Here is a 20,298-nt window from a genome sequence, read left to right as displayed (position 1 = left end):
CCGCCGAGCCCTCGCGCGGCGCCGACGCGGCGGCACGCCAGGGGGCCGGCAGCGCCGTGGAGAGCCTCGTCGGCCGGGTCGACGCCACGAGCCTGCGCCGCTTCCTGCGCGGCCTGCCGGGCGTCGACGAGGTGGGTGCGAACGCCCGCGCCGCGAAGTTCGGCACGCGGTCCATCAAGACCGACAGCAAGGCGTGGGGCCTCGACGCGGTCGTGTCGATGATCGACCTCACGACGCTCGAGGGCGCCGACACCCCCGGCAAGGTGCGCACGCTGGCGGCGAAGGCCGCCCACCCCGACCCCGCCACCGACTGCCCGCCGGTGGCCGCCGTCTGCGTGTACGGCGACCTCGTCGTGCCCGTCGCCGAGGCGTTGGAGCGCGCCGGTGCGCTGTGGCGGCGCCCGCCCGCGGCCGGCGAGCGCCCGGGGGTCAAGATCGCCGCCGTCGCGACCGCGTTCCCGTCCGGCCGGGCCTCGACCAGGGTGCGCCTGCTCGACACCGCCGACGCCGTCGCCGCGGGCGCCCACGAGATCGACATGGTCATCGACCGCGGCGCGTTCCTGGCCGGGCGCTGGCTGGAGGTCTTCGAGGACGTCGTCGCCGTGCGGGCCGCGTGCACCCGGCCCGACGGGTCCCGCGCGAAGCTCAAGGTCATCCTCGAGACCGGCGAGCTCGTCACGTACGACAACGTCCGCCGGGCGTCCTGGCTGGCGATGCTCGCCGGCGCCGACACCATCAAGACGAGCACGGGCAAGGTGTCCGCGGCCGCGAGCATGCCGGTCACGCTCGTCATGCTCGAGGCCATCCGCGACTTCCACCTCGCGACCGGCCACGTCGTCGGCATGAAGCCCGCGGGCGGCATCCGCACCGCCAAGGACGCCCTGCGCTACCTCGTCATGGTGCAGGAAACCCTCGGACCGGACTGGTTGCACCCGGACCGGTTCCGCTTCGGCGCGTCCAGCCTGCTCAACGACGTGCTCATGCAGCGCCAGAAGCTGCGCACCGGTGCCTACAGCGGCGCCGACTACGTGAGCGTCGACTGAGCCCCCGACCGAGGACCAGCGGAGAGACCCCCATGACCGACCTCACGCCCCGCGAGCTCACCGACCTGTCGGACACCCCGTTCCGCTACTCCCCCGCGCCGGAGTCCCGCTCCATCGCGCGGATCGCCGACTCCTACGGGCTGTTCGTCGACGGGGAGTTCACCGACGCCGCCGACGGCCGCACCCTCGACACGGTCAACCCGGCGACGGAGGAACGGCTGTCGAGCGTCGCCCACGCCGGCGCCGCCGACGTCGACCGCGCGGTCGCGGCGGCCCGGCGCGCGCACGAGAGGGTGTGGGGCCCGATGGCCCCCGCCGAGCGCGGCAAGTACCTGTTCCGCGTCGCCCGGCTCGTCGCCGAGCGGGCCCGCGAGCTCGCGGTCGTCGAGACCCTCGACAACGGCAAGCCGATCCGCGAGACCCGTGACGTCGACGTGCCGCTGGTCGCCAACCACTTCTTCTACCACGCGGGCTGGGCCGACAAGCTGCAGTGGGCCGGCCTCGGTCCCGACCCGCAGCCGCACGGCGTGGTCGGCCAGGTCATCCCGTGGAACTTCCCGCTGCTCATGCTCGCGTGGAAGGTCGCCCCGGCGCTCGCCACGGGCAACACGGTCGTGCTGAAGCCCGCGGAGACCACGCCGCTGTCGGCGCTGCTCTTCGCGGAGATCTGCCAGGAGGCCGACCTGCCGCCGGGCGTCGTCAACATCGTGACGGGCGCGGGCGACACGGGCGCCGCCGTCGTCGGGCACGACGGCGTCGACAAGGTCGCGTTCACCGGCTCGACGGGCGTCGGCAAGGCCATCGCCCGCAGCATCGCCGGGACGCGGAAGAAGGCCACCCTCGAGCTGGGCGGCAAGGGCGCGAACATCGTCTACGACGACGCCCCGTTGGACTCCGCGGTCGAGGGCATCGTCGACGGGATCTTCTTCAACCAGGGCCACGTGTGCTGCGCGGGCTCGCGCCTGCTCGTGCAGGAGGCCGTGGCCGAGGAGGTCGTCGACCGGCTCAAGCGGCGCCTCGCGTCGCTGCGCGTCGGCGACCCGATGGACAAGAACACCGACCTCGGGGCCATCAACTCCGCCGAGCAGCTCGGCCGCATCACCGAGCTCGCGCAGGTCGGCGAGGACGAGGGCGCCGGACGCTGGACGCTGGACTGCGAGCTCCCGGAGCGCGGCTACTGGTTCGCGCCGACCGTCTTCACCGACGTGCAGACGAGCCACCGGGTCGCGCAGGAGGAGATCTTCGGCCCGGTCGTGTCCGTCCTCACCTTCCGCACCCCCGAAGAGGCGGTGGCGAAGGCGAACAACACGCCCTACGGCCTGTCCGCCGGTGTGTGGACCGACAAGGGCTCGAAGATCCTGTGGACGGCGGACCGGCTGCGCGCGGGCGTCGTGTGGGCCAACACGTTCAACAAGTTCGACCCCACGAGCCCGTTCGGCGGGTTCAAGGAGTCCGGCTACGGCCGCGAGGGCGGCCGGCACGGCCTGGAGGCCTACGTCCGCTGAGGCGCGCCCGCCCAGAGGCCGGGCCCGGGAGACGGGCCCGCCGGTCGGGCTCAGCGGTCACGGGCGCGACGGGCGGCGAGGAACTCCTCGAGGTCGACGACCCGTGCCGCGGTGAGGAACGCGACCGGGTCCGGGTCGTCCTCCGGGTCGTACGCCGTCACCTCGACGAGGTGGCCGTCGAGCACGCGCCACGCGGACACGAACCCCGTACCCCCGTCGGGGACGGTGACGAGGACGTCGCCGACCTGCCGGCAGGGGTCGACGTCGCACCGCCAGCCCTCGCGGTCGAGGTCCGTCGAGAGCTCGACCGCGAGCCGGTCCCACCGGTCCTCGGTGCCGTCCACGACGACGTCGTAGTCGAGGCCGTCGGTGCGCTCCCACGGCGACACCCACCGCCAGCCGGGGGCGATCACGAGCGGGGTGCCGGCGGCGGCGACCACCCGCTCGTCCCTCGCCTCGCGCGCCGCGGGCGCGAGGAGGAAGACGGACCCCACCAGGGCGACGAGGGCGGCGCCGGCTCCCACGGCCCGGGCCGCCCGTCGAGGTCCCGACCAGGCGAGCCCGCCGGCGAGGACCGCCGGCCCGACCACGACGGCCAGGGACCAGGAGGAGCCCGGGCCGTCGAGCGCCGGCTCGGTGCGTCCCGCCAGCGCCGTCACCTCCTGAACGAACCACGGCACGGCGAGCAGCGGCACGCCCGTGCCCAGCGCGACGAGCAGGGAGAGGAAGGGCCGTCGCACGCCGCTCTCCCGGTAGGCAAGCCACACGGCCGGGGGCGCGAGCAGGATCACCGCCGCGCCGCCGAGGATCGCCTCGGACATGCACGTGAATTTCTCCCGGGGATCCCCGCAGCCGCCCGCCTCGTAGCCGTACCAACCCTCGGCGACGACCACCGTCAGCGCGGTGGCGACGAGCGCCACGAGCACGCCCGGCAGCCACCACCGTCGCGGCCGTCCGGCCGGCGCCTCCCCCACGCCCTCATGCTGCCGTGCCGCTCCCGCCGGCGGCATCACCCGTTCGTCGTCTCCGGTCGCGACCTGCGCGTCCCGCTCTCCTGCGCCCTCCGCGCCCAGGAGGCCGACGGCGGACTGCGCGCCGCTCAGCGCTCGGTACGGGCGGCGAGGAACGTCTCGAGGTCGGCGACCCGCGCCGCGGTGAGGAAGGCGACGGGGTCGGGGTCGTCCTCCGGGTCGTAGGCGGTGACCTCGACGAGGTGACCGTCGAGCACGCGCCACGCGGTCACGGTGCCCGCGCCGTCCGTCGGTTCGCTCACGAGCACGTCGCCGACCTGCCGGCAGGGCGTGAAGCCGCACACCGAGCCCTCCTCGTCGAGGTCGGTCGAGACCTCGACCCGCAGCGAGTCCCACATGTCGACCGTCCCGGTCGGGACGACGTCGTAGTCGAGCCGCGCCTGCCCGTCGTAGGGCGACAGCCACTGCCAGCCGGGCGCGATGACGAGGGGCGTGGCGGCCGCGACGACCTCACGCCGGTCGCGCGCGGCGTCCGCAGCCGGCTGCAGCAGCACGGCGGATGCGCCCAGCGCGGCGAGCGCCACGGCGGCCGTCGCCGCGCGGACGGCGCGTCGCGGCCCCGACCAGACCAGCCCTCCGGCGAGCACCGCGGGACCGACGACCACGGCGAGCGCCCAGGACGAGCCCTGTCCGTCGAGGTGGGGCTCCGCGACGTCGGCGAGCGCGGCCACGTCGCGGGTCAGCGGCGATAGGGCGAGGAGCAGCACGCCGGCGGCGAGGGCCACGAGCACGGACAGCAGCGGCCGGCGGACCCCGGCGAGGCGGTAGGCGAGGTACAGCAGCACCGGCGACGCCGCGACGACGACAAGCGCACCGAGGAGGAACTCCGCCAGGCACATGCTGGTCCAGCTGGAGCCGCAGGCGGCCGCCTCCTCGTAGGCGTACCAGCCCTCGGCGACCACGACCGTCACGGCGGTGGCGACCAGGGCCACGAGAGCGCCCGGCAGCCACCACCGTCGCGGCCGTCCGGCCGGTGCGTCCCCCACGCCCTCATGCTGCCCTGCCGGGCGACCGCCGGGGAGCACCCGTCCGGTGGACCTAGTCTTGTGCCCCGTGAGCCAGACCCCCGCAGCGCCGGCCGGTGAGCGCCTCGACGTGCGCAAGACCTACAAGCTGTACGTCGGCGGGTCGTTCCCCCGCAGCGAGTCCGGCCGCACGTACGCCGTCCACGGCGCCGACGGCCGCGTGCTCGCGCAGGCGGCGCTGGCCTCGCGCAAGGACGCGCGCGACGCGGTCGTCGCTGCCCGCTCGGCTGTCGCGAAGTGGTCCGGCGCGACCGCGTACAACCGGGGCCAGGTGCTGTACCGGGTCGCGGAGATGCTCGAGGGGCGCACCGCGCAGCTCGCCGACCTCGTCGAGCAGGCGGAGGGCGTGAGCGCCGCCGACGCGCGGGCGCAGGTGGCCGCCGCGGTCGACCGGTGGGTCTGGTACGCCGGGTGGACCGACAAGATCGCCCAGGTCGCGGGCAACGCGAACCCCGTCGCCGGGCCGTACTTCAACCTGTCGGTGCCGGAGCCCACGGGCGTGGTCGCGGTCCTCGCCCCGCAGCGCTCGTCGCTGCTCGGCCTCACGAGCGTCGTGGCGCCCGTGGTCGCGACGGGCTGCACGTGCGTGGTCGTGACGTCGTTCGAGCGGCCGCTGCCCGCGGTCGCCCTCGGCGAGGTGCTCGCCACCTCCGACGTGCCGGGCGGCGTCGTCAACCTGCTGACCGGCTCGGCGGCCGAGCTCGGCCCGTGGCTCGCGTCGCACCGCGACGTCGACGCGCTCGACCTCACGGGCGCCGCTGCGCTCACCGACCCGACGTGGGGCGGCCTCGAGGCCGCGGCCGCCGACACGCTCACGCGGGTCCTGCGCCCGGCGGACCTGCCCGACGGCGAGGAGCCGGACTGGACGGCCGCGCCGGACCCGCGCCGCATGCTCGCCGTCATGGAGACCAAGACCGTCTGGCACCCCAAGGGCCGCTGAGCACGTGCCCCGTCCGACCGACGGCCCCCCGCGGCCGCGCGCCCGCGTGCTGCTGCTGGCCGGGGCCAGCGGGTCCGGCAAGACGACGCTCGTCGAACGGCTGCGCGGTCGGCACGAGCAGGTGACGGTCGTCCAGCTCGACGACTTCTACCGCGACCACACCGACCCCGGCCTGCCCGCGTGGGGCGGCATCGTCGACTGGGACGACCCCGCGTCGTGGGACGTCGACGCGGCCGAGGCGGCGTTGCGCCGGCTCTGCGCGGACGGCCGGTGCGAGGTGCCCGTCTACGACATCCCGACGAGCCGCGCGACCGGGCACCGGCCGGTCACCGTGGGGCCCGGTGGCCTGGTCGTCGCGGAGGGCCTCTTCGCGCCCGAGCTCGTGGCGCGGCTGCGCGGCAGCGACGTGCTGCTGGACGCCGTGCACCTGCGCTCGCGCCCGGCGGTGACGTTCGTGCGCCGCCTCGCGCGCGACCTCGCCGGCCACCGCAAGCCGCCGCTCACGCTGCTGCGGCGCGGGGTGGCCCTCGCCCGCCAGGAGCCCGGGCTGCTGCGGCGCTGGACCGCGTGCGGCACCCGACCGGTCACCAAGGCCGAGGTCGAGGGGCTCGTCGCGCGGCACCTCGACGGCGTGCGGGCCTGAGGCCGTGGCCCGCAGACGGCCCGCGCGCCCCACCCCGCCCCGCGCCCCGCTGCCGACGACGCCCTCCGCCCGCCTCGGCGGCCTCGTCGCCCGCCACCGCGTCGTCGTCGTGGTCGTCTGGGTGGTCGTCGCGGTGCTCGGCGGCGTGGTCGGCGGCTCGGTGTTCGACCGGACCGAGACCGTCGCCGAGGTGCGGGCCGGGGCGGAGTCCGCCCGGGTCGCCGCCCGGCTCGCCGACGTCGACCCCGACGCCCCCACGGTCGTGGCCGTCGTGGGCGGCGCCGACTTCTTCGACCCGACCCTGCGCGAGAGCGCGACCGCCGTCATGTACCACATCCGTGAGGTCGACGGGGTCGAGGAGGTCGTCGACGCCTGGACCGGCGGCGGGCTCATCAGCGACGACGGGCAGCGCTCCCTCGTCGTCGTCGAGCTGGCCGACGACCTCGACGAAGACGCGGCCCTGGCGGTGGCCGACGAGGTGACGGACCTGCTGCGGACCGTGTCGGCCCCCGAGGTGCTCGTCGGCGGACAGCTGCTCGCCGAGCGGGCCTTCGCCGACCTTGCCGTCGCCGACGCGGTCCGCGGGGAGTCGCTCGCGCTCGGCGTGCTGTGCGTGCTGCTCGTGCTCCTGCTCGGCGGCGTCCGGGTGGCCCTCGTCCCGCTCGGGACGGCGCTGGCGGTCATCGCCGCGGCCCTGCTGCTGCTCACGGGCCTCACGAACGTCACCGCCGTCAGCGAGTTCGCCGTCAACATCGTCACGCTCCTCGGCCTCGGCCTGGCCGTCGACTACAGCCTGCTCGTGGTGTCGCGGTTCCGGGAGGAGCGCGCCGCCCACCCCGGCGAGCCGGTCGCGGACCTCATGGCCCGCACGGGCGCGCACGCCGGACGCGCCGTGCTGTTCTCCGGCCTCGCGGTCGCCACCGCGTTCCTCGCGCTGCTCGTCGTGGGCGAGCCGCTGCTGGCGAGCATGGCCACCGGCGGGGCGGTCGTCGCCGCCCTCGTCACCCTCGCCGGCCTCACGCTCGTCCCCGCGCTCGTCGCGCTGCTGCACGCCCACGTCCCGGCCCCCGGCACCCGGACGTGGGTGTGGCGGCGGCCGCGCCCCGAGCGCCCCGGCCTCATGGCGCGCCTTGCCCGGCGCGCGCAGGACCGGCCGGTCGTGGCGACCCTCGGCAGCGCGGTGCTGCTCGTGCTGCTGTGCCTCCCGCTGGCCACGCTGCGCCTCGGGGCCTCCGACGCCGGGTCCCTGCCCCCCGGCACCGAGGCCCGGGTGCTGTCCGAGGCGCTCACCGACGACTTCCCGCTCGTGGCGGTCCAGCCGCTGCAGGTCGTCGTCGACTCCGGCGACCCCGCCGACGCGACCCAGGTCGCCGAGGCGGTCTACGCCCTCGACGGCGTCGACGAGGTCCGGACGGCCGACGTCTCCCCGCCCGGCACGACGTCGCTGGAGGTGACGCCGACGGGCGCCACGGCCGACCCGGCCGCGCAGCGGCTCGTGCGGCAGGTGCGCGGCCTGGACGTCGGCGTCCCGGTGACGGTCGGCGGGCCCGCGGCGGAGCTCGTCGACACCCGCGACGGCATCGGCGAGCGGCTGTGGCTGGCTGCGGTGGTCGTGCTGCTGCCGACCCTGCTCCTGCTCGGTGCCCTCACGCGGTCCGTCCTCGTGCCGATCAAGGCGGTGCTGCTCAACCTGCTGACGCTGGGCGCGACGCTCGGGGTGCTCGTGCTCGTGTTCCAGGACGGCTGGGCGGCCGGCCTGCTCGGGGTCGACCCGCTCGGCCGACTCGACGTCACGACGCCGCTGCTGCTGTTCGTCCTCGTGTTCGGGCTGTCGATGGACTACGAGGTGTTCCTGCTGTCGCGCATCCGCGAGGCGTGGGACGCGGAGCCCGTCCACGACGCCGCCGCGAACCGGCGGGCCGTCCTCACCGGCATCACCGCGTCCGGACCGGTGGTGACCGCGGCGGCGGTCTGCATCGGCGTGGTGTTCCTCGGCTTCGCGATCGGGGAGCTCGTCGCGGTCAAGGAGGTCGGGGTCGGCATGGCGCTCGCCCTGCTCCTCGACGTGACGGTCGTGCGCGGTCTCCTGCTGCCCGGCACCATGACGCTCCTCGGGCGCTGGAACTGGGTCCTGCCCGGCGCACGCCGCTCCTGAGCGGGGCGGGTCGCGGCGGGACCCCGACACCGTCGGGGCCGGCCGCTAGCCTCCGGGCATGCACCGGATCTTCCGCACGAGCGTCGCCTCGGTGTACCCGCACTACGTCACCAAGGCGGAGCGCAAGGGCCGGACCCGCGCCGAGGTCGACGAGGTCACGCGCTGGCTGACGGGCCTGGACCAGGCCGCCCTCGAACGGCACCTGGCCGAGGGCACGACGTTCGAGGACTTCTTCGCGCAGGCCGACCTCAACCCCGGCGCCTCCCTCATCACCGGCTCGGTGTGCGGGGTCAAGGTGCAGGAGGTCGAGGACCCCCTCATGCAGAAGATCCGCTACCTCGACAAGCTCGTCGACGAGCTCGCGAAGGGCCGGCCGATGGAGAAGATCCTCAGGAGCTGAGCGCGGCCCAGCCGTCGCGCACGCGGAGCACGAGCTCCTCGCGCTGCGGCAGCGGCAGGAAGGACGCCTCGGCCGCCGCGACGGACGCGAGCGCGAGGTCGGCGTCGCTCCAGCCCGCCTGCTCGCGCAGCAGGGTCATCTCCCGCGTCATCGAGGTGCCGCTCACGAGCCGGTTGTCGGTGTTGACGGTGACGGCGAAGCCGAGGTCCTTGAGCAGCGTCGAGGGGTGCGCGGCGATGCTCGTCGCAGCGCCGGTCTGCACGTTCGACGTGGGGCTGGCCTCCAGCGCGATCCGACGGTCACGGACCCACGTGGCGGTCCGGCCGAGCGTCGGCACGCCGCCGGGCGCGTCGGGGGCGGTGACGTCGTCGGCCACCCGCACGCCGTGGCCGAGCCGGAGCGTGCCGACGCCGAGCGCGTCGTCGACGCTGTCGAGGCCGGCCGCCTCGCCGGCGTGGACGGTGAACGGCACGTGCTCGGCGCGCAGCAGGTCGAAGGCCTCGTGCTGCCGACTGGCCGGGAAGCCCGCCTCGGGCCCGGCGATGTCGAAGCCGAGGACCCCCGCGTCTCGGTAGCGGACCGCGAGCCGCGCGGCGGCCACGTGGTTGTCCGCCTGCCGCATGGCGCAGACGAGCTGACCGACGCTGATGACCCGGCCCGCGGCGGCGGCCTCGCGGACGCCGCGGTCCAGGCCCGCCTGCACGGCCTCGACGACGGCCTCGGCCGCGAGCCCGCCGCCCGTGCACAGCTCGGGCGCGTAGCGGATCTCGGCGTGCACGACGCCGTCGGCGGCGAGGTCGAGGACGGCCTCCGCCGACACGCGCTCGAGCGCCTCGGCGGTCTGCAGGACGGCGACGGTGTGGGCGAACGTCTCGAGGTAGCGCTCGAGGCTGCCGGACTCCGCGGACTCCACGAACCACGTGGCGAGCGCACCCGGCTCGGTGGCGGGCAGCTCGTGGCCTATGCCCGCCGCGAGCTCGACGAGGGTCTCCGGGCGCAGGCCCCCGTCGAGGTGGTCGTGCAGCAGGACCTTGGGGGCGGCGGCGAGGTCGACGGTCACGGTTGCACGCTAGCGCCCGGGCCGCCGGTCGCGAGCGGCCCCCGAAGGCCGTGAGCGGCACCGGGCGGCCCCGGGCGGCCGCGGGTCGGTCGTGCACGACCGCCTGGCGGGGTGCCGGCCCGCCGTCGGCTCACGCACGACCGTGTAGCGCGCGACTGGGTCGTGCACGGCACGGTCGTGCGCGAGACAGTCGTGCGCGAGACAGTCGTGCACGAGCAGAACGGGCACCCACCCCGCTCAGGAAGGTCGTGTTCGACACGGTCGTGCACGAGCAGACCGGGCACACGTCCCGCCAAGGACAGTCGCACACGACACGGTCGCGCACGAGCAGACCGGGAACTCACCGTGCCCAGCCGGGCACGACACAGCCGCGCACGGGCCGCGCACGGGCCGCGAGCAGCAGGCCGCGAGCAGCGGGCCTCAGCCGGCGACGCGGTCGAGCACGACGGGCGGCACGTCCGGCCGCGACCCGTCGGGCACGACGTCGTAGCCCCCCTCGAGCGCCTCCAGCGCCCGGGCGAAGCGCTCGGGGGTGTCGGTGTGCAGGGTCATGAGCGGCTCCCCGGCGCGCACCGGCGCCCCCGGCTTGGCGTGCAGCTCGATACCGGCCCCGGCCTGCACCGGGTCCTCCTTGCGGGCCCGGCCGGCGCCGAGGCGCCAGGAGGCGACCCCGACCGCGTACGCGTCGAGCCGGCCGAGCACGCCGTCGGCGGGCGCGAGCACGGTGTGGCTGTCCCGAGCGGTCGGCAGCGGCGCGTCGGGGTCGCCGCCCTGAGCGGCGACCATCGCGCGCCAGGAGTCCATGGCGCGCCCGTCGCGCAGCGCGTCGGCCGGGTCGGCGTCGATGCCGGCGAGGGCGAGCATCTCCCGGGCCAGCGCGAGGGTGAGGTCGACGACGTCGGCGGGCCCGCCGCCGGCGAGCACCTCGACGGACTCGCGGACCTCGAGCGCGTTGCCGACGGTGAGCCCGAGCGGCGTCGACATGTCGGTGAGCAGGGCGACGGTCGGCACACCGGCGTCGCCGCCGAGCCCGACCATGGTCTCGGCGAGCTCACGGGCGTCGTCGAGGGACTTCATGAACGCCCCCGAGCCGACCTTGACGTCGAGGACCAGCCCGCCCGTCCCCTCGGCGATCTTCTTGCTCATGATGGAGCTCGCGATGAGCGGGACCGCCTCCACGGTCCCCGTCACGTCGCGCAGCGCGTACAGCTTCCGGTCGGCCGGGGCGAGGCCCGACCCGGCCGCGCAGATGACGGCCCCGACCTCGGTGAGCACCTGCCGCATGCGGTCGTTGTCGACCGACGCCTGCCAGCCCGGGATCGACTCGAGCTTGTCCAGCGTCCCGCCGGTGTGGCCGAGGCCCCGGCCGGACAGCTGCGGCACCGCGGCGCCGCACGCCGCCACGAGCGGGGCGAGCGGCAGCGTGATCTTGTCGCCGACGCCACCCGTCGAGTGCTTGTCGACGGACGGGCGCGGCAGGTCGGTGAAGTCCATCCTCTCGCCGGAGGCGATCATCGCCGTGGTCCAGCGGGAGATCTCCTCCCGGTCCATGCCGCGCAGCAGGATGGCCATCGCGAGCGCGGACATCTGCTCGTCGGCGACGACGCCGCGGGTGTACGCGTCGAGCACCCAGTCGATCTGCTCCGGCGCCAGCCGGCCGCCGTCCCGCTTGGTGCGGATGACGTCGACGGCGTCGTAGGGCTCGGACTGCTGGCTCACCGGGGCTCCTGGGTGCTGGTCGGGTCGTACAGGTCGAAGGCGCCGGGCAGCATCTGCGCCATGGTGCGGGGCGGGTGGCCCTCGCCGCCGTCGAGCAGGCAGTCGGGCCCGCCGTTCTCCCACAGCAGCTGCCGGCAGCGCCCGCACGGCGCGCACGGCGCCCCGTCGCCGTCGACGACCGCCACCGCCACGAGCCGGCCGCCGCCGGTGGCGTGCAGGCCCGACACGAGACCGCACTCCGCGCACAGCGTGACCCCGTACGCGCCGTTCTCCACGTTGCAGCCGACGACGACCCGCCCGTCGTCGACGAGCCCGGCCGCCCCCACCCGGAAGCGGCTGTAGGGGGCGTAGGCCCGCCGCATGACGTCGACGGCCGCCGCCCGCAGCGCGGGCCAGTCGACCGCGGGGAGGTCCCCGGCCGCCGGGGGCCCGCCCGTCGGGGGCCCGCCCTCCGGGGGGTCGTCCGTCACGGCCGGTACGGGACGCCGTCGGCCGCGGGCGCCCGCACCTTCCCCACGAGACCCGCGACCGCGAAGATCGTGACGAGGTACGGCGCCATGAGCAGGAACGGTCCGGGGATCGGCGAGCCGATGATGGACAGGGTCGACTGCAGGTTGGCGGCGAAGCCGAAGAGCAGGGCGGCGAGCAGCGCCCCGACCGGGGACCACCGCCCGAAGATGAGCGCGGCGAGCGCGATGAAGCCCTGCCCGGCGGTCATCTCCTGCCCGAACGCGCCGACCGAGCCGAGCGTGAAGAACGCCCCGCCGAGACCCGCGACGGACCCGCCGAGCAGCACGCTGCGGAAGCGGACCCGGTTGACGGGGATGCCCGCGGTGTCCGCCGCCTTCGGGTGCTCCCCCACGGCCCGCACGCGCAGGCCCCACCGGGTGCGGAACAGCGCGACGCTCACCGCGATGACGGCCGCGTACATGAGGTAGACGATGAGCGACTGGTTGAAGAGCACCGGCCCGACGACGGGGATCTCGTACAGCCCCGGCACCTCCACGCGCGGCAGCCGGCCCGGCTGGTTCCAGCGGTCGGGGTCGGACTGCAGCACCTGGCTGTACAGGAAGCTCGTGAGGCCGATGACGAGGATGTTGAGGACGAAGCCGAGCACGATCTGGTCGACGACGTAGCGGATGGCGAAGACCGCGAGCAGCCAGCCGACGAGCAGGCCCGCGACGGGGGCCGCGAGCAGGCCGACGTACACGCTGCCCGTGAGGCTCGCGACGACGGCCGAGGCGAACGCCCCGCTCAGCAGCTGGCCCTCGATGGAGATGTTGATGACGCCGGCGCGCTCGCACAGCACGCCCGCGAGCGCGCCGAAGGCCAGCGGCGTCGCGAGGAACAGCGCCCCCTGCAGCAGGTTGGTGAAGGGGATCGTCGCGTCCTGCCCCGCCCACGTGAGGAAGCCGAGGAGGAACACCGCCCCGGCGAGCACCGACAGCCACAGCGGCACGCGACGGTGCTGCAGGACCGTCGCGGTCGCGACGGCGGCGATGGCGACCGCCGCGAGCGAGAGCAGCCACAGCGTGACGAGCGAGGGCAGCGCGAGCGCCGGCAGCTGCAGCGCCTGGTCGGACTGGCTGAGCCCGAGCCGGCTCACCGAGCCGGGCTCGGTGAGCAGCGCGAGCAGCACGACGAGGGCGGCGACCACGCCGAGGATGACGGGGACGCGCCACGAGCGCCGGGCCCGCGAGGTGGGCACCGACGTGGCGGTCGCACCGGGGCGCGCGTCGTCGACGGTGGCGGATCCGGTCTCGGTGCTCATCCGTTCCACCCCTTCGACAGCTGGCCGACGCCCGCACCGGTCGTGCGCAGGCGGAAGATCGCGGAGATGAGGGCCGGCGCCGCGATGAAGAGCACGATGAGGGCCTGCAGCACGACGACGATGTCGAGCGACGTGCCCGTCTGCGCCTGCATGGTGAGCCCGCCGGCCCGCAGCGCGCCGAAGAGGATGCCGGCCCCGACGACGCCGAGCGGGTTCGCCCGCCCGAGCAGCGCGACCGTGATGGCGTCGAACCCGAGGCCCGCGCTGATGCCGGTCGTGAGCTCCCGCTGGGTCCCGAGCGCCTGGGAGATGCCGGCGATCGCGGCGAACCCGCCCGCGAGGGCCATGACCGTCACGTAGGTGCGGGGCACCGACATGCCGGCCGTCCGGGCCGCCTCGGGGTTCGCGCCCACCGCGCGGAGCCGGAAGCCGACGGTGCTGCGGTTGATGAGCCACCACGCGACCGCCGCGGCGGCGAGGGCGAGGACGAGGCCCCAGTGCAGCCGCCCGAGCGCGCCACCGGGCACGAGCACCGGGATCTGCGCGGTGTCGGCCACGGGCGGGCTGATGGGGTCCGAGCGGCCCTCGCGCTGGAAGTACACCGTGCCGAGCAGGAAGAGGATGAGGTAGCGCGCGACGTAGTTGAGCATGATCGTCGTGATGACCTCGTGCGCGCCCGTCGTGGCCTTGAGCACGCCGGGGATCGCCCCCCACAGCATCCCGCCGAGAAGGCCGGCGAGGACCGCGAGCACGAGGTGGACGCCGACCGGCAGCTGCAGCGCGAAGCCGACGTAGGCGGCCAGGATCGCCGCGACGGTGATCTGCCCCTCCGCGCCGATGTTGAACATGCCGGCGCGGAACGGCAGCGCGACGGCGAGGCCGCCCGCGATGAGCGGCGTCGCGTTGAGCAGCGTGTTGCCGAGCGGGCGGATCCAGCCGAGCGCCGAGTCGGCCCGCCAGTCCAGCAGCGACCCCCGCAGCAGCGCCGCGTACGCCTCGGTGACGCTGGTCCAGACCGCCGCGAGCGTGTCGCCGGGGCGGGCGAAGAAGTAGCTCGACGCCGCGCGGACCTGCTCGTCGCTCACGGCGATGAGGACGGCCCCCACGACGAGCGCCATGAGCACGCTGAGCAGCGACGGCACCGCCGTGGAGCGCCAGAACGACACCGGGGCGGGCCGGGGCGCGGGCGGGGCGGGCGGGGGCGGCGGCGCGGCGGGCGCCTCGGTCTCGGTGGTGCTCATGCGTCCGCTCCGGGCGTGGGGTGGGCGTGGGGGGCGTCCGGCGCCGGGCCGTCGCCGGGGACGGCGACGGCCTCGTCGCCGTGGGCGCGCCGGGCCTCGTCCGCACCCATGCCGGCCATCATCAGGCCGAGGACCTCGCGGGGGGTGTCGGCGGGCACGACCCCGACGACGCGCCCGGCGTACATGACGGCGATCCGGTCGGCGAGCGCGACGACCTCGTCGAGCTCGGTCGACACCACGAGGACGGCGGCGCCGCTGTCGCGCTCGGCGACGATGCGGCTGTGCACGAACTCGATCGAGCCGACGTCGAGGCCGCGCGTCGGCTGCGAGGCGACGAACAGCCGCAGCGGGCGGCTCAGCTCGCGGGCGAGGACGACCTTCTGCTGGTTGCCGCCCGACAGCGACCCCGCCGTCGAGGCGGGCCCGCCGGCGCGGATGTCGAACTCGCCGATCCGCTGCTCGGCGTTGCGGACGACCGCCTTCGGGTCGTACGACAGGCCGTTGCCGTACGGGGCGGAGTGGAACAGGTCGAGGACGAGGTTCTCCGCGACGGTGAAGCTGCCGATGACACCGTCGGTCGAGCGGTCCTCGGGCACGAAGCCGACGCCGGCGTCGAGCACCTGCCGGACGCTGCGACCGCCGAGCTCCCGGCCGTCCAGGGTGATGGACCCCGAGCTCGGCCGCACGAGCCCGAGGACGGCCTCGGTGAGCTCGGTCTGCCCGTTGCCCTGCACCCCGGCCACCACGACGATCTCGCCGCTGCGCACGTCCAGGTCGACGTCGTCGAGCAGGGTGACCTCGTCCTCGACGAGGCTCACCCCCCGCATGCTGAAGCGGACCTCGCCCGGCTCCTTGTCCGCCTTGTCGACGGTGAGGTCGACGGAGCGGCCGACCATGAGCGAGGCGAGCTCGGTCGCGGACGCCGTCGGCTCGGCCGTGCCGACGACCTTGCCCCGGCGGATGACGGTGATCCGGTCGGCGACGGCCTTGACCTCGCGCAGCTTGTGCGTGATGAAGACGATCGACGTCCCGGACGCCGCGAGCTCCTTCATGATCGCGAGCAGCTCGTCGGTCTCCTGCGGGGTGAGGACCGCGGTGGGCTCGTCGAGGATGAGCACCTGGGCGTCGCGCACGAGCGCCTTGATGATCTCCACGCGCTGCTGCACCCCGACGGGCAGGTCGCCGACGAGCGCGTCCGGGTCGAGGTCGAAGCCGAAGCGCGCCGAGGTCTCGCGCACCCGCTGCGCCGCGGTGGCGCGGTCGAGGAAGCCACCACCGCGCACGGGCTCGTCGCCGAGGGCCACGTTCTCCGCGACGGAGAACACGGGCACGAGCATGAAGTGCTGGTGGACCATGCCGATCCCGGCGCGCATCGCGTCGCGGGGGCCGGTGAAGCGCACGGGCTCGCCGTCCACGAGGACGCGGCCCTCGTCGGCCGCGAGGAGACCGAACAGGACGTTCATGAGCGTCGACTTGCCGGCGCCGTTCTCGCCGAGCAGCGCGTGGATCTCACCCGGCTCGACCACGAGGTCGATGCCGTCGTTGGCGGTGAAGGAACCGAAGCGCTTGGTGATGCCCTCGAGCTCGAGTCTCACCGTCACCTCCTCGTGCGGCGCCCGGGCAGGGTGGGCGCGGAACCTGAACGTACAGCGGGGGGTGCGCCGTCGGCGCACCCCCCGCCTGAGCTGTCGTGGCTCAGGAGCCGGTCGTCATCCCGCGGAGGGCGACGCCGGGGACTCGACGGTCACCTCGCCGGAGATGATCTGCTCCTGCAGGGCCGAGATCTCGTCCTTGAGCTCCTGCGGGACCGTGTCCTCGAAGTCGTGGTACGGCGCGAGGCCGACGCCGCCGTTCTCCAGCGTGCCGACGTACGGCTCGTTGGAGAAGCTGCCGTCGAGGGTCTGCTGCGTCGCGTCGAACACGGCCGCGTCGATGTTCTTCAGCACCGAGGAGATGAAGAGCGCGCCGTACTGCGAGGCGGACTCGTAGCCGTCGGAGTCGACCCAGATGAGGTTGACGTCACCCGCGGCCTCCGCGGCGGCGGCGGCGCCCAGGCCGACCGGGCCCGCGACGGGCAGGATGATGTCGGCGCCCTGGCCGATGAAGTTCTCCGTCACCGTCTGGCCGTTGGCCTGGTTGTCGAAGTCGCCGGTGAACGTGCCGTCCTGCGCCTCCTTGTCCCAGCCGAGGACCTGGACGTCGGCGCCCTTCTGCTCGTTGTAGTACGCGACGCCGTCGACGAAGCCGTCCATGAAGATGGTGACGGGCGGGATCGGGATGCCGCCGAAGGTCGCGACGGTGCCGGTCTCGGTCATGCCCGCGGCGAGGTACCCGCCGAGGAACGCCGCCTCCGCCGTGTTGAACAGCAGCGGCTTCACGTTGTCCGCCGGCTCCTCCAGCGTGGAGTCGATGAGCGCGAACTGCTCCTCGGGGTTGGCCGCGGCGGCGTCGCCGACCGCACCGGCGAGCAGGAAGCCGACGCCGACGATCAGGTCGCAGTCCTGCGAGACGAGCTGCTCGACGTTCGGCTGGTAGTCGGTCTCGGAGCCGGACTCCACGACCGTCTTCTCGATGCCGAGCTCCTCGACGGCCTGGGTGAGGCCGCGGTCGGCCGCCTCGTTGAACGAGCGGTCGTCGACGCCGCCGGCGTCGGTGACCATGCACCCGGTGAAGTCGACCTGCTCGGCCGCCTCGCCACCCGTGGTGGCCTCGCCGCTGGCCGCGGTGTCGGTCCCGGGGCTGGCGACGTCGCCGCCGGCCTCCTCCGGAGCCTCGCCGCACGCCGCGAGGGCCAGGGCCGACAGGCCCACGACCGCGGTCAGACGCGCCCACTGCTTCACGTTTCCTCCTGCTGGGATGTCCCTGGACCGCGGGGCGCGCCGAAGCCGGCAGCTGGGTGAGTCCGCTCGCGGTCGCACGGAACATACCTGCCGCCGAGGTCGGGATCAGCCCCCCGGACGGGTCGTTGCAGCATCGTGACTCAGAAGCGCTCCGACGGCTGGTAGCGCCCCCACACCTCCCGGAGCACCCCGCAGACCTCGCCGACGGTCGCCAGCCGGCGCAGCGCCTCCTTCATCGGCACGAGCACGTTGGCGCTGCCCTCGGCCGCGCGGCGCACGTCGGCGAGCGCCGCCTCGACGCCCGCACCGTCCCGCTCCGCCCGCAGCGTCGCGAGCCCGTCGGCCTGGCGCCGCTCCAGCTCGGGGTCGACCCGCAGCGGCTCGTACGGCTCCTCGGTCTCGGTGCGGAAGCGGTTGACGCCGACCACGACGCGCTCGCCGGCGTCGATCTCGTGCGCGACGGCGTAGGCCGCCCGCTCGATCTCCTCCTTCTGAAAGCCGGCCTCGATGGCGGCGACCGCGCCGCCCAGGTCGTCGACGCGGGCGATGAGCCGCTCGACCTCCGCCGCGAGGTCGTCGGTCATCGACTCCACGGCCCATGACCCGGCGAACGGGTCGACGACCTTCGTCACGTCGGTCTCGTGCGCGATCACCTGCTGGGTGCGCAGGGCGAGGCGCGCCGCCTTCTCGCTCGGCAGGGCGATGGCCTCGTCGAAGGAGTTGGTGTGGAGGCTCTGCGTGCCGCCGAGCACGGCACCGAGGGCCTGCAGCGCGACCCGGACGAGGTTGACCTCCGGCTGCTGGGCCGTCAGCTGCACCCCGGCGGTCTGCGTGTGGAAGCGCAGCATCATCGCCTTCGGGTCGGTGGCACCGAAGCGCTCCCTCGTGATCCGGGCCCACACGCGGCGGGCGGCGCGGAACTTCGCGACCTCCTCCAGCAGCGTCGTCCGGGCGACGAAGAAGAACGACAGCCGCGGCCCGACGTCGTCGACGCTCAGCCCGGCCGCCTGCGCCGCCTCGAGGTAGGCGATGCCGTCGGCGAGGGTGAAGGCGACCTCCTGCGCGGGCGTCGCCCCCGCCTCGGCCATGTGGTAGCCGGACACGCTGATGGTGTTCCAGCGCGGCAGGTGCTCGCGGCAGTACGCGAACGTGTCGCTCACGAGCCGCAACGACGGCGCCGGCGGGAAGATGTACGTGCCGCGGGCGATGTACTCCTTGAGCACGTCGTTCTGGACGGTGCCGCGCAGCCTGTCCCCCGCGACCCCGTTCTCCTCCGCGACGAGCTGGTAGAGCAGCAGGAGGACCGAGGCCGGCGCGTTGATGGTCATCGACGTGCTCACCTCGTCCAGCGGCAGCCCGTCGAACAGCACGCGCATGTCCTGCAGCGAGTCGACCGCGACGCCGACCTTGCCGACCTCGCCCACCGCTAGCGGGTCGTCGGAGTCCAGGCCCATCTGCGTCGGCAGGTCGAAGGCGACGCTCAGCCCGCCCGTCCCTGCCGCGACGAGCTGGTGGTAGCGCGCGTTGGACTCCTTCGCGCTGCCGAAGCCCGCGTACTGCCGCATCGTCCACGGCCGCGTCGTGTACATGCCGGGGTGGACCCCGCGCGTGTACGGGTACTCCCCCGGCCCACCGAGGCGGTCGGCGAGCCCGTCGGCGACGTCGGCGGGGTCGCTGACGGCACGCAGCGGCAGACCGGACTCCGTCGTCGGGTTCTGCATGCGCGGCAGCCTAGGTGCGCGGGCGGCGCACGGCGGCCCGGCCTTCACACGAGGTCGCTGCGGCCCTCCCGCTTGAGCAGGTCGACGACGTCCTTGACCTCCTGCGCCCGCTCGCGCGTGGTGACGAGGACCGCGTCGAGCGTGTCGACGACGACGACGTCCTGCACGCCCGAGACCACGACGAGCCGCCCGCCGCTCGGCACCACGACCCCCGTCGCGTCGACGCAGACGACGCGGCCGGGGTCGCCGAGCACGCGCAGGCCCTCCGCGGGGCCGCCGACGGGCTGCTCCTGGTCGACGGCCGGGTCGAGCAGCTCCCCGAGCGACGTCCAGTCCCCCACGTCGTCCCAGCGGAACGACCCCGGCACCACGGCCACACGGCCGGCGTCCGCGGCGGGCTCGGCGACGGCGGTGTCGATGGGCAGCGACGGCAGCGACGGCCACGTGGCGGCGAGCACCTCCTCGCGCTGCTCGGTGTCCCAGGCCCGGGCGATGCGGCGCAGGCCCTCGGCGAGCGCCGGGGCGTTCTCGGTGAGCAGGGCGACGAGCACCGACGCCCGTACGACGAACATGCCGGCGTTCCAGCGCCAGCCGTCGGCGACGTAGCGCTCGGCGGTCGCGACGTCGGGCTTCTCCACGAACCGCCGCGCGCGCCGCAGCGAGGGGGCGCCGGCGACGGCGAGCGGCTCGGCGACGTCGATGTAGCCGAACCCCGTCGCGGGCCCGGTCGGCTCCATCCCGATCGTGACGAGCCAGCCCTCGCGGGCCGCGGCGACGGCCTCCGTGACGGCCTCGTGGAAGGCGGCGACGTCACCGATGACGTGGTCGGCGGCGAAGGAGCCGATGACCGCGTCGGGGTCCCGCTCGGCGAGGACCGCCGCCACGAGCCCGATCGCGGCGGCGCTGTTGCGCGGCGCGGGCTCCACGACGAGGTCCTCGTCCGACAGGGCCGGCAGCTGGCGACCCACCGCGACCGCGTGCTGCGGCCCCGTCACCACGACGACACCGGACTCGCCCGCGAGCGGCACGAGCCGGTCCCACGTCGACTGCACGAGCGTGCGGCCGCTGCCGGTGAGGTCGTGGAGGAACTTCGGCCGCGCCGCGCGCGACAGCGGCCACAGGCGGGTCCCGGCGCCGCCGGCGGGGACGACGGCGTGGAATCCGGGCAGGGTCGGGGTCGCGGCCATGCAGGGGAACGTAGCGA

General features: G+C 74.9%; 17 protein-coding genes. 6 read left to right on the top strand and 11 right to left on the bottom strand.

Annotated features, from left to right (window positions below; all coding sequences use genetic code 11):
• Window positions 1-56: 56 nt before the first annotated feature.
• Window positions 57-1,043, top strand: coding sequence for a deoxyribose-phosphate aldolase (gene deoC, locus WAA21_RS01010; RefSeq protein ID WP_336920914.1), 987 nt, complete (start codon window positions 57-59; stop codon window positions 1,041-1,043).
• 32 nt (window positions 1,044-1,075) lie between these two features.
• Window positions 1,076-2,548, top strand: coding sequence for an aldehyde dehydrogenase family protein (locus WAA21_RS01005; protein ID WP_336920860.1), 1,473 nt, complete (start codon window positions 1,076-1,078; stop codon window positions 2,546-2,548).
• Between the two features lie 50 nt (window positions 2,549-2,598).
• On the opposite strand, the gene WAA21_RS01000 is transcribed toward WAA21_RS01005, so the two are convergent.
• Window positions 2,599-3,522, bottom strand: coding sequence for a hypothetical protein (locus WAA21_RS01000; protein WP_336920859.1), 924 nt, complete (start codon window positions 3,520-3,522; stop codon window positions 2,599-2,601).
• Window positions 3,523-3,647: 125 nt separating this feature from the next.
• The gene (locus WAA21_RS00995) at window positions 3,648-4,565 is read right to left on the bottom strand and encodes a hypothetical protein (protein WP_336920858.1); all 918 of its coding nucleotides are present in this window, start codon (window positions 4,563-4,565) and stop codon (window positions 3,648-3,650) included.
• Window positions 4,566-4,632: 67 nt separating this feature from the next.
• Between WAA21_RS00995 and WAA21_RS00990 the strand changes: the two genes are divergently transcribed.
• Genes WAA21_RS00990 through WAA21_RS00975 form a run of 4 tightly spaced genes read left to right on the top strand, consistent with a single transcriptional unit; the run spans window position 4,633 to window position 8,742 of the window.
• Complete coding sequence (locus WAA21_RS00990) at window positions 4,633-5,544, top strand: aldehyde dehydrogenase family protein (RefSeq protein ID WP_336920857.1); 912 nt, start codon at window positions 4,633-4,635, stop codon at window positions 5,542-5,544.
• 4 nt (window positions 5,545-5,548) lie between these two features.
• Complete coding sequence (locus tag WAA21_RS00985; RefSeq protein WP_336920856.1) at window positions 5,549-6,187, top strand: uridine kinase family protein; 639 nt, start codon at window positions 5,549-5,551, stop codon at window positions 6,185-6,187.
• A gap of 4 nt (window positions 6,188-6,191) precedes the next feature.
• Window positions 6,192-8,342 carry an MMPL family transporter gene (locus tag WAA21_RS00980; RefSeq protein WP_336920855.1) on the top strand — a complete coding sequence of 717 codons (2,151 nt, stop codon included), beginning with the start codon at window positions 6,192-6,194 and terminating at the stop codon, window positions 8,340-8,342.
• 58 nt (window positions 8,343-8,400) lie between these two features.
• Window positions 8,401-8,742: a DUF2200 domain-containing protein gene (locus WAA21_RS00975; protein WP_336920854.1), complete on the top strand. Its 342-nt coding sequence runs from the start codon at window positions 8,401-8,403 to the stop codon at window positions 8,740-8,742.
• On the opposite strand, the gene WAA21_RS00970 is transcribed toward WAA21_RS00975, so the two are convergent.
• From WAA21_RS00970 to WAA21_RS00930, 9 genes are all read right to left on the bottom strand, one after another.
• Window positions 8,732-9,802, bottom strand: a complete 1,071-nt coding sequence (locus tag WAA21_RS00970) for an adenosine deaminase (protein WP_336920853.1) — start codon at window positions 9,800-9,802, stop codon at window positions 8,732-8,734. The genes WAA21_RS00975 and WAA21_RS00970 overlap by 11 nt on opposite strands.
• Window positions 9,803-10,222: 420 nt before the next feature.
• Complete coding sequence (locus tag WAA21_RS00965; RefSeq protein WP_336920851.1) at window positions 10,223-11,521, bottom strand: thymidine phosphorylase; 1,299 nt, start codon at window positions 11,519-11,521, stop codon at window positions 10,223-10,225.
• On the bottom strand, window positions 11,518-11,991 hold the full coding sequence (locus WAA21_RS00960; RefSeq protein WP_336920850.1) for a cytidine deaminase: 474 nt from the start codon (window positions 11,989-11,991) through the stop codon (window positions 11,518-11,520). The genes WAA21_RS00965 and WAA21_RS00960 overlap by 4 nt, the downstream gene beginning before the upstream one ends.
• Complete coding sequence (locus WAA21_RS00955; protein WP_336920849.1) at window positions 11,988-13,292, bottom strand: ABC transporter permease; 1,305 nt, start codon at window positions 13,290-13,292, stop codon at window positions 11,988-11,990. The genes WAA21_RS00960 and WAA21_RS00955 overlap by 4 nt, the downstream gene beginning before the upstream one ends.
• Window positions 13,289-14,533: an ABC transporter permease gene (locus WAA21_RS00950; protein ID WP_336920848.1), complete on the bottom strand. Its 1,245-nt coding sequence runs from the start codon at window positions 14,531-14,533 to the stop codon at window positions 13,289-13,291. The genes WAA21_RS00955 and WAA21_RS00950 overlap by 4 nt, the downstream gene beginning before the upstream one ends.
• Window positions 14,530-16,128, bottom strand: a complete 1,599-nt coding sequence (locus tag WAA21_RS00945; protein WP_336920847.1) for an ABC transporter ATP-binding protein — start codon at window positions 16,126-16,128, stop codon at window positions 14,530-14,532. The genes WAA21_RS00950 and WAA21_RS00945 overlap by 4 nt, the downstream gene beginning before the upstream one ends.
• A 114-nt stretch (window positions 16,129-16,242) precedes the next feature.
• Window positions 16,243-17,373, bottom strand: a complete 1,131-nt coding sequence (locus WAA21_RS00940) for a BMP family lipoprotein (RefSeq protein WP_336920846.1) — start codon at window positions 17,371-17,373, stop codon at window positions 16,243-16,245.
• Between the two features lie 140 nt (window positions 17,374-17,513).
• Window positions 17,514-19,094, bottom strand: coding sequence for an acyl-CoA mutase large subunit family protein (locus WAA21_RS00935; protein ID WP_336920845.1), 1,581 nt, complete (start codon window positions 19,092-19,094; stop codon window positions 17,514-17,516).
• A 44-nt stretch (window positions 19,095-19,138) separates the two neighbouring features.
• Window positions 19,139-20,281, bottom strand: a complete 1,143-nt coding sequence (locus tag WAA21_RS00930; protein WP_336920844.1) for a mannose-1-phosphate guanylyltransferase — start codon at window positions 20,279-20,281, stop codon at window positions 19,139-19,141.
• Window positions 20,282-20,298 lie beyond the last annotated feature (17 nt).

The organism is Aquipuribacter sp. SD81, from assembly GCF_037153975.1.
Taxonomy (GTDB): Bacteria; Actinomycetota; Actinomycetes; order Actinomycetales; family JBBAYJ01; genus Aquipuribacter.
This window is presented reverse-complemented; position numbering and strand designations above follow the sequence as displayed.

Excerpts from the sequence above, each read along its gene's own strand:
- WAA21_RS01005 (WP_336920860.1), top strand. The coding sequence starts at position 1,076 with ATGACCGACCTCACGCCCCGCGAGCTCACCGACCTGTCGGACACCCCG.
- WAA21_RS00975 (WP_336920854.1), top strand. The coding sequence starts at position 8,401 with ATGCACCGGATCTTCCGCACGAGCGTCGCCTCGGTGTACCCGCACTAC.
- WAA21_RS00955 (WP_336920849.1), bottom strand. The coding sequence starts at position 13,292 with ATGAGCACCGAGACCGGATCCGCCACCGTCGACGACGCGCGCCCCGGT.
- WAA21_RS00950 (WP_336920848.1), bottom strand. The coding sequence starts at position 14,533 with ATGAGCACCACCGAGACCGAGGCGCCCGCCGCGCCGCCGCCCCCGCCC.
- WAA21_RS00935 (WP_336920845.1), bottom strand. The coding sequence starts at position 19,094 with ATGCAGAACCCGACGACGGAGTCCGGTCTGCCGCTGCGTGCCGTCAGC.
- WAA21_RS00930 (WP_336920844.1), bottom strand. The coding sequence starts at position 20,281 with ATGGCCGCGACCCCGACCCTGCCCGGATTCCACGCCGTCGTCCCCGCC.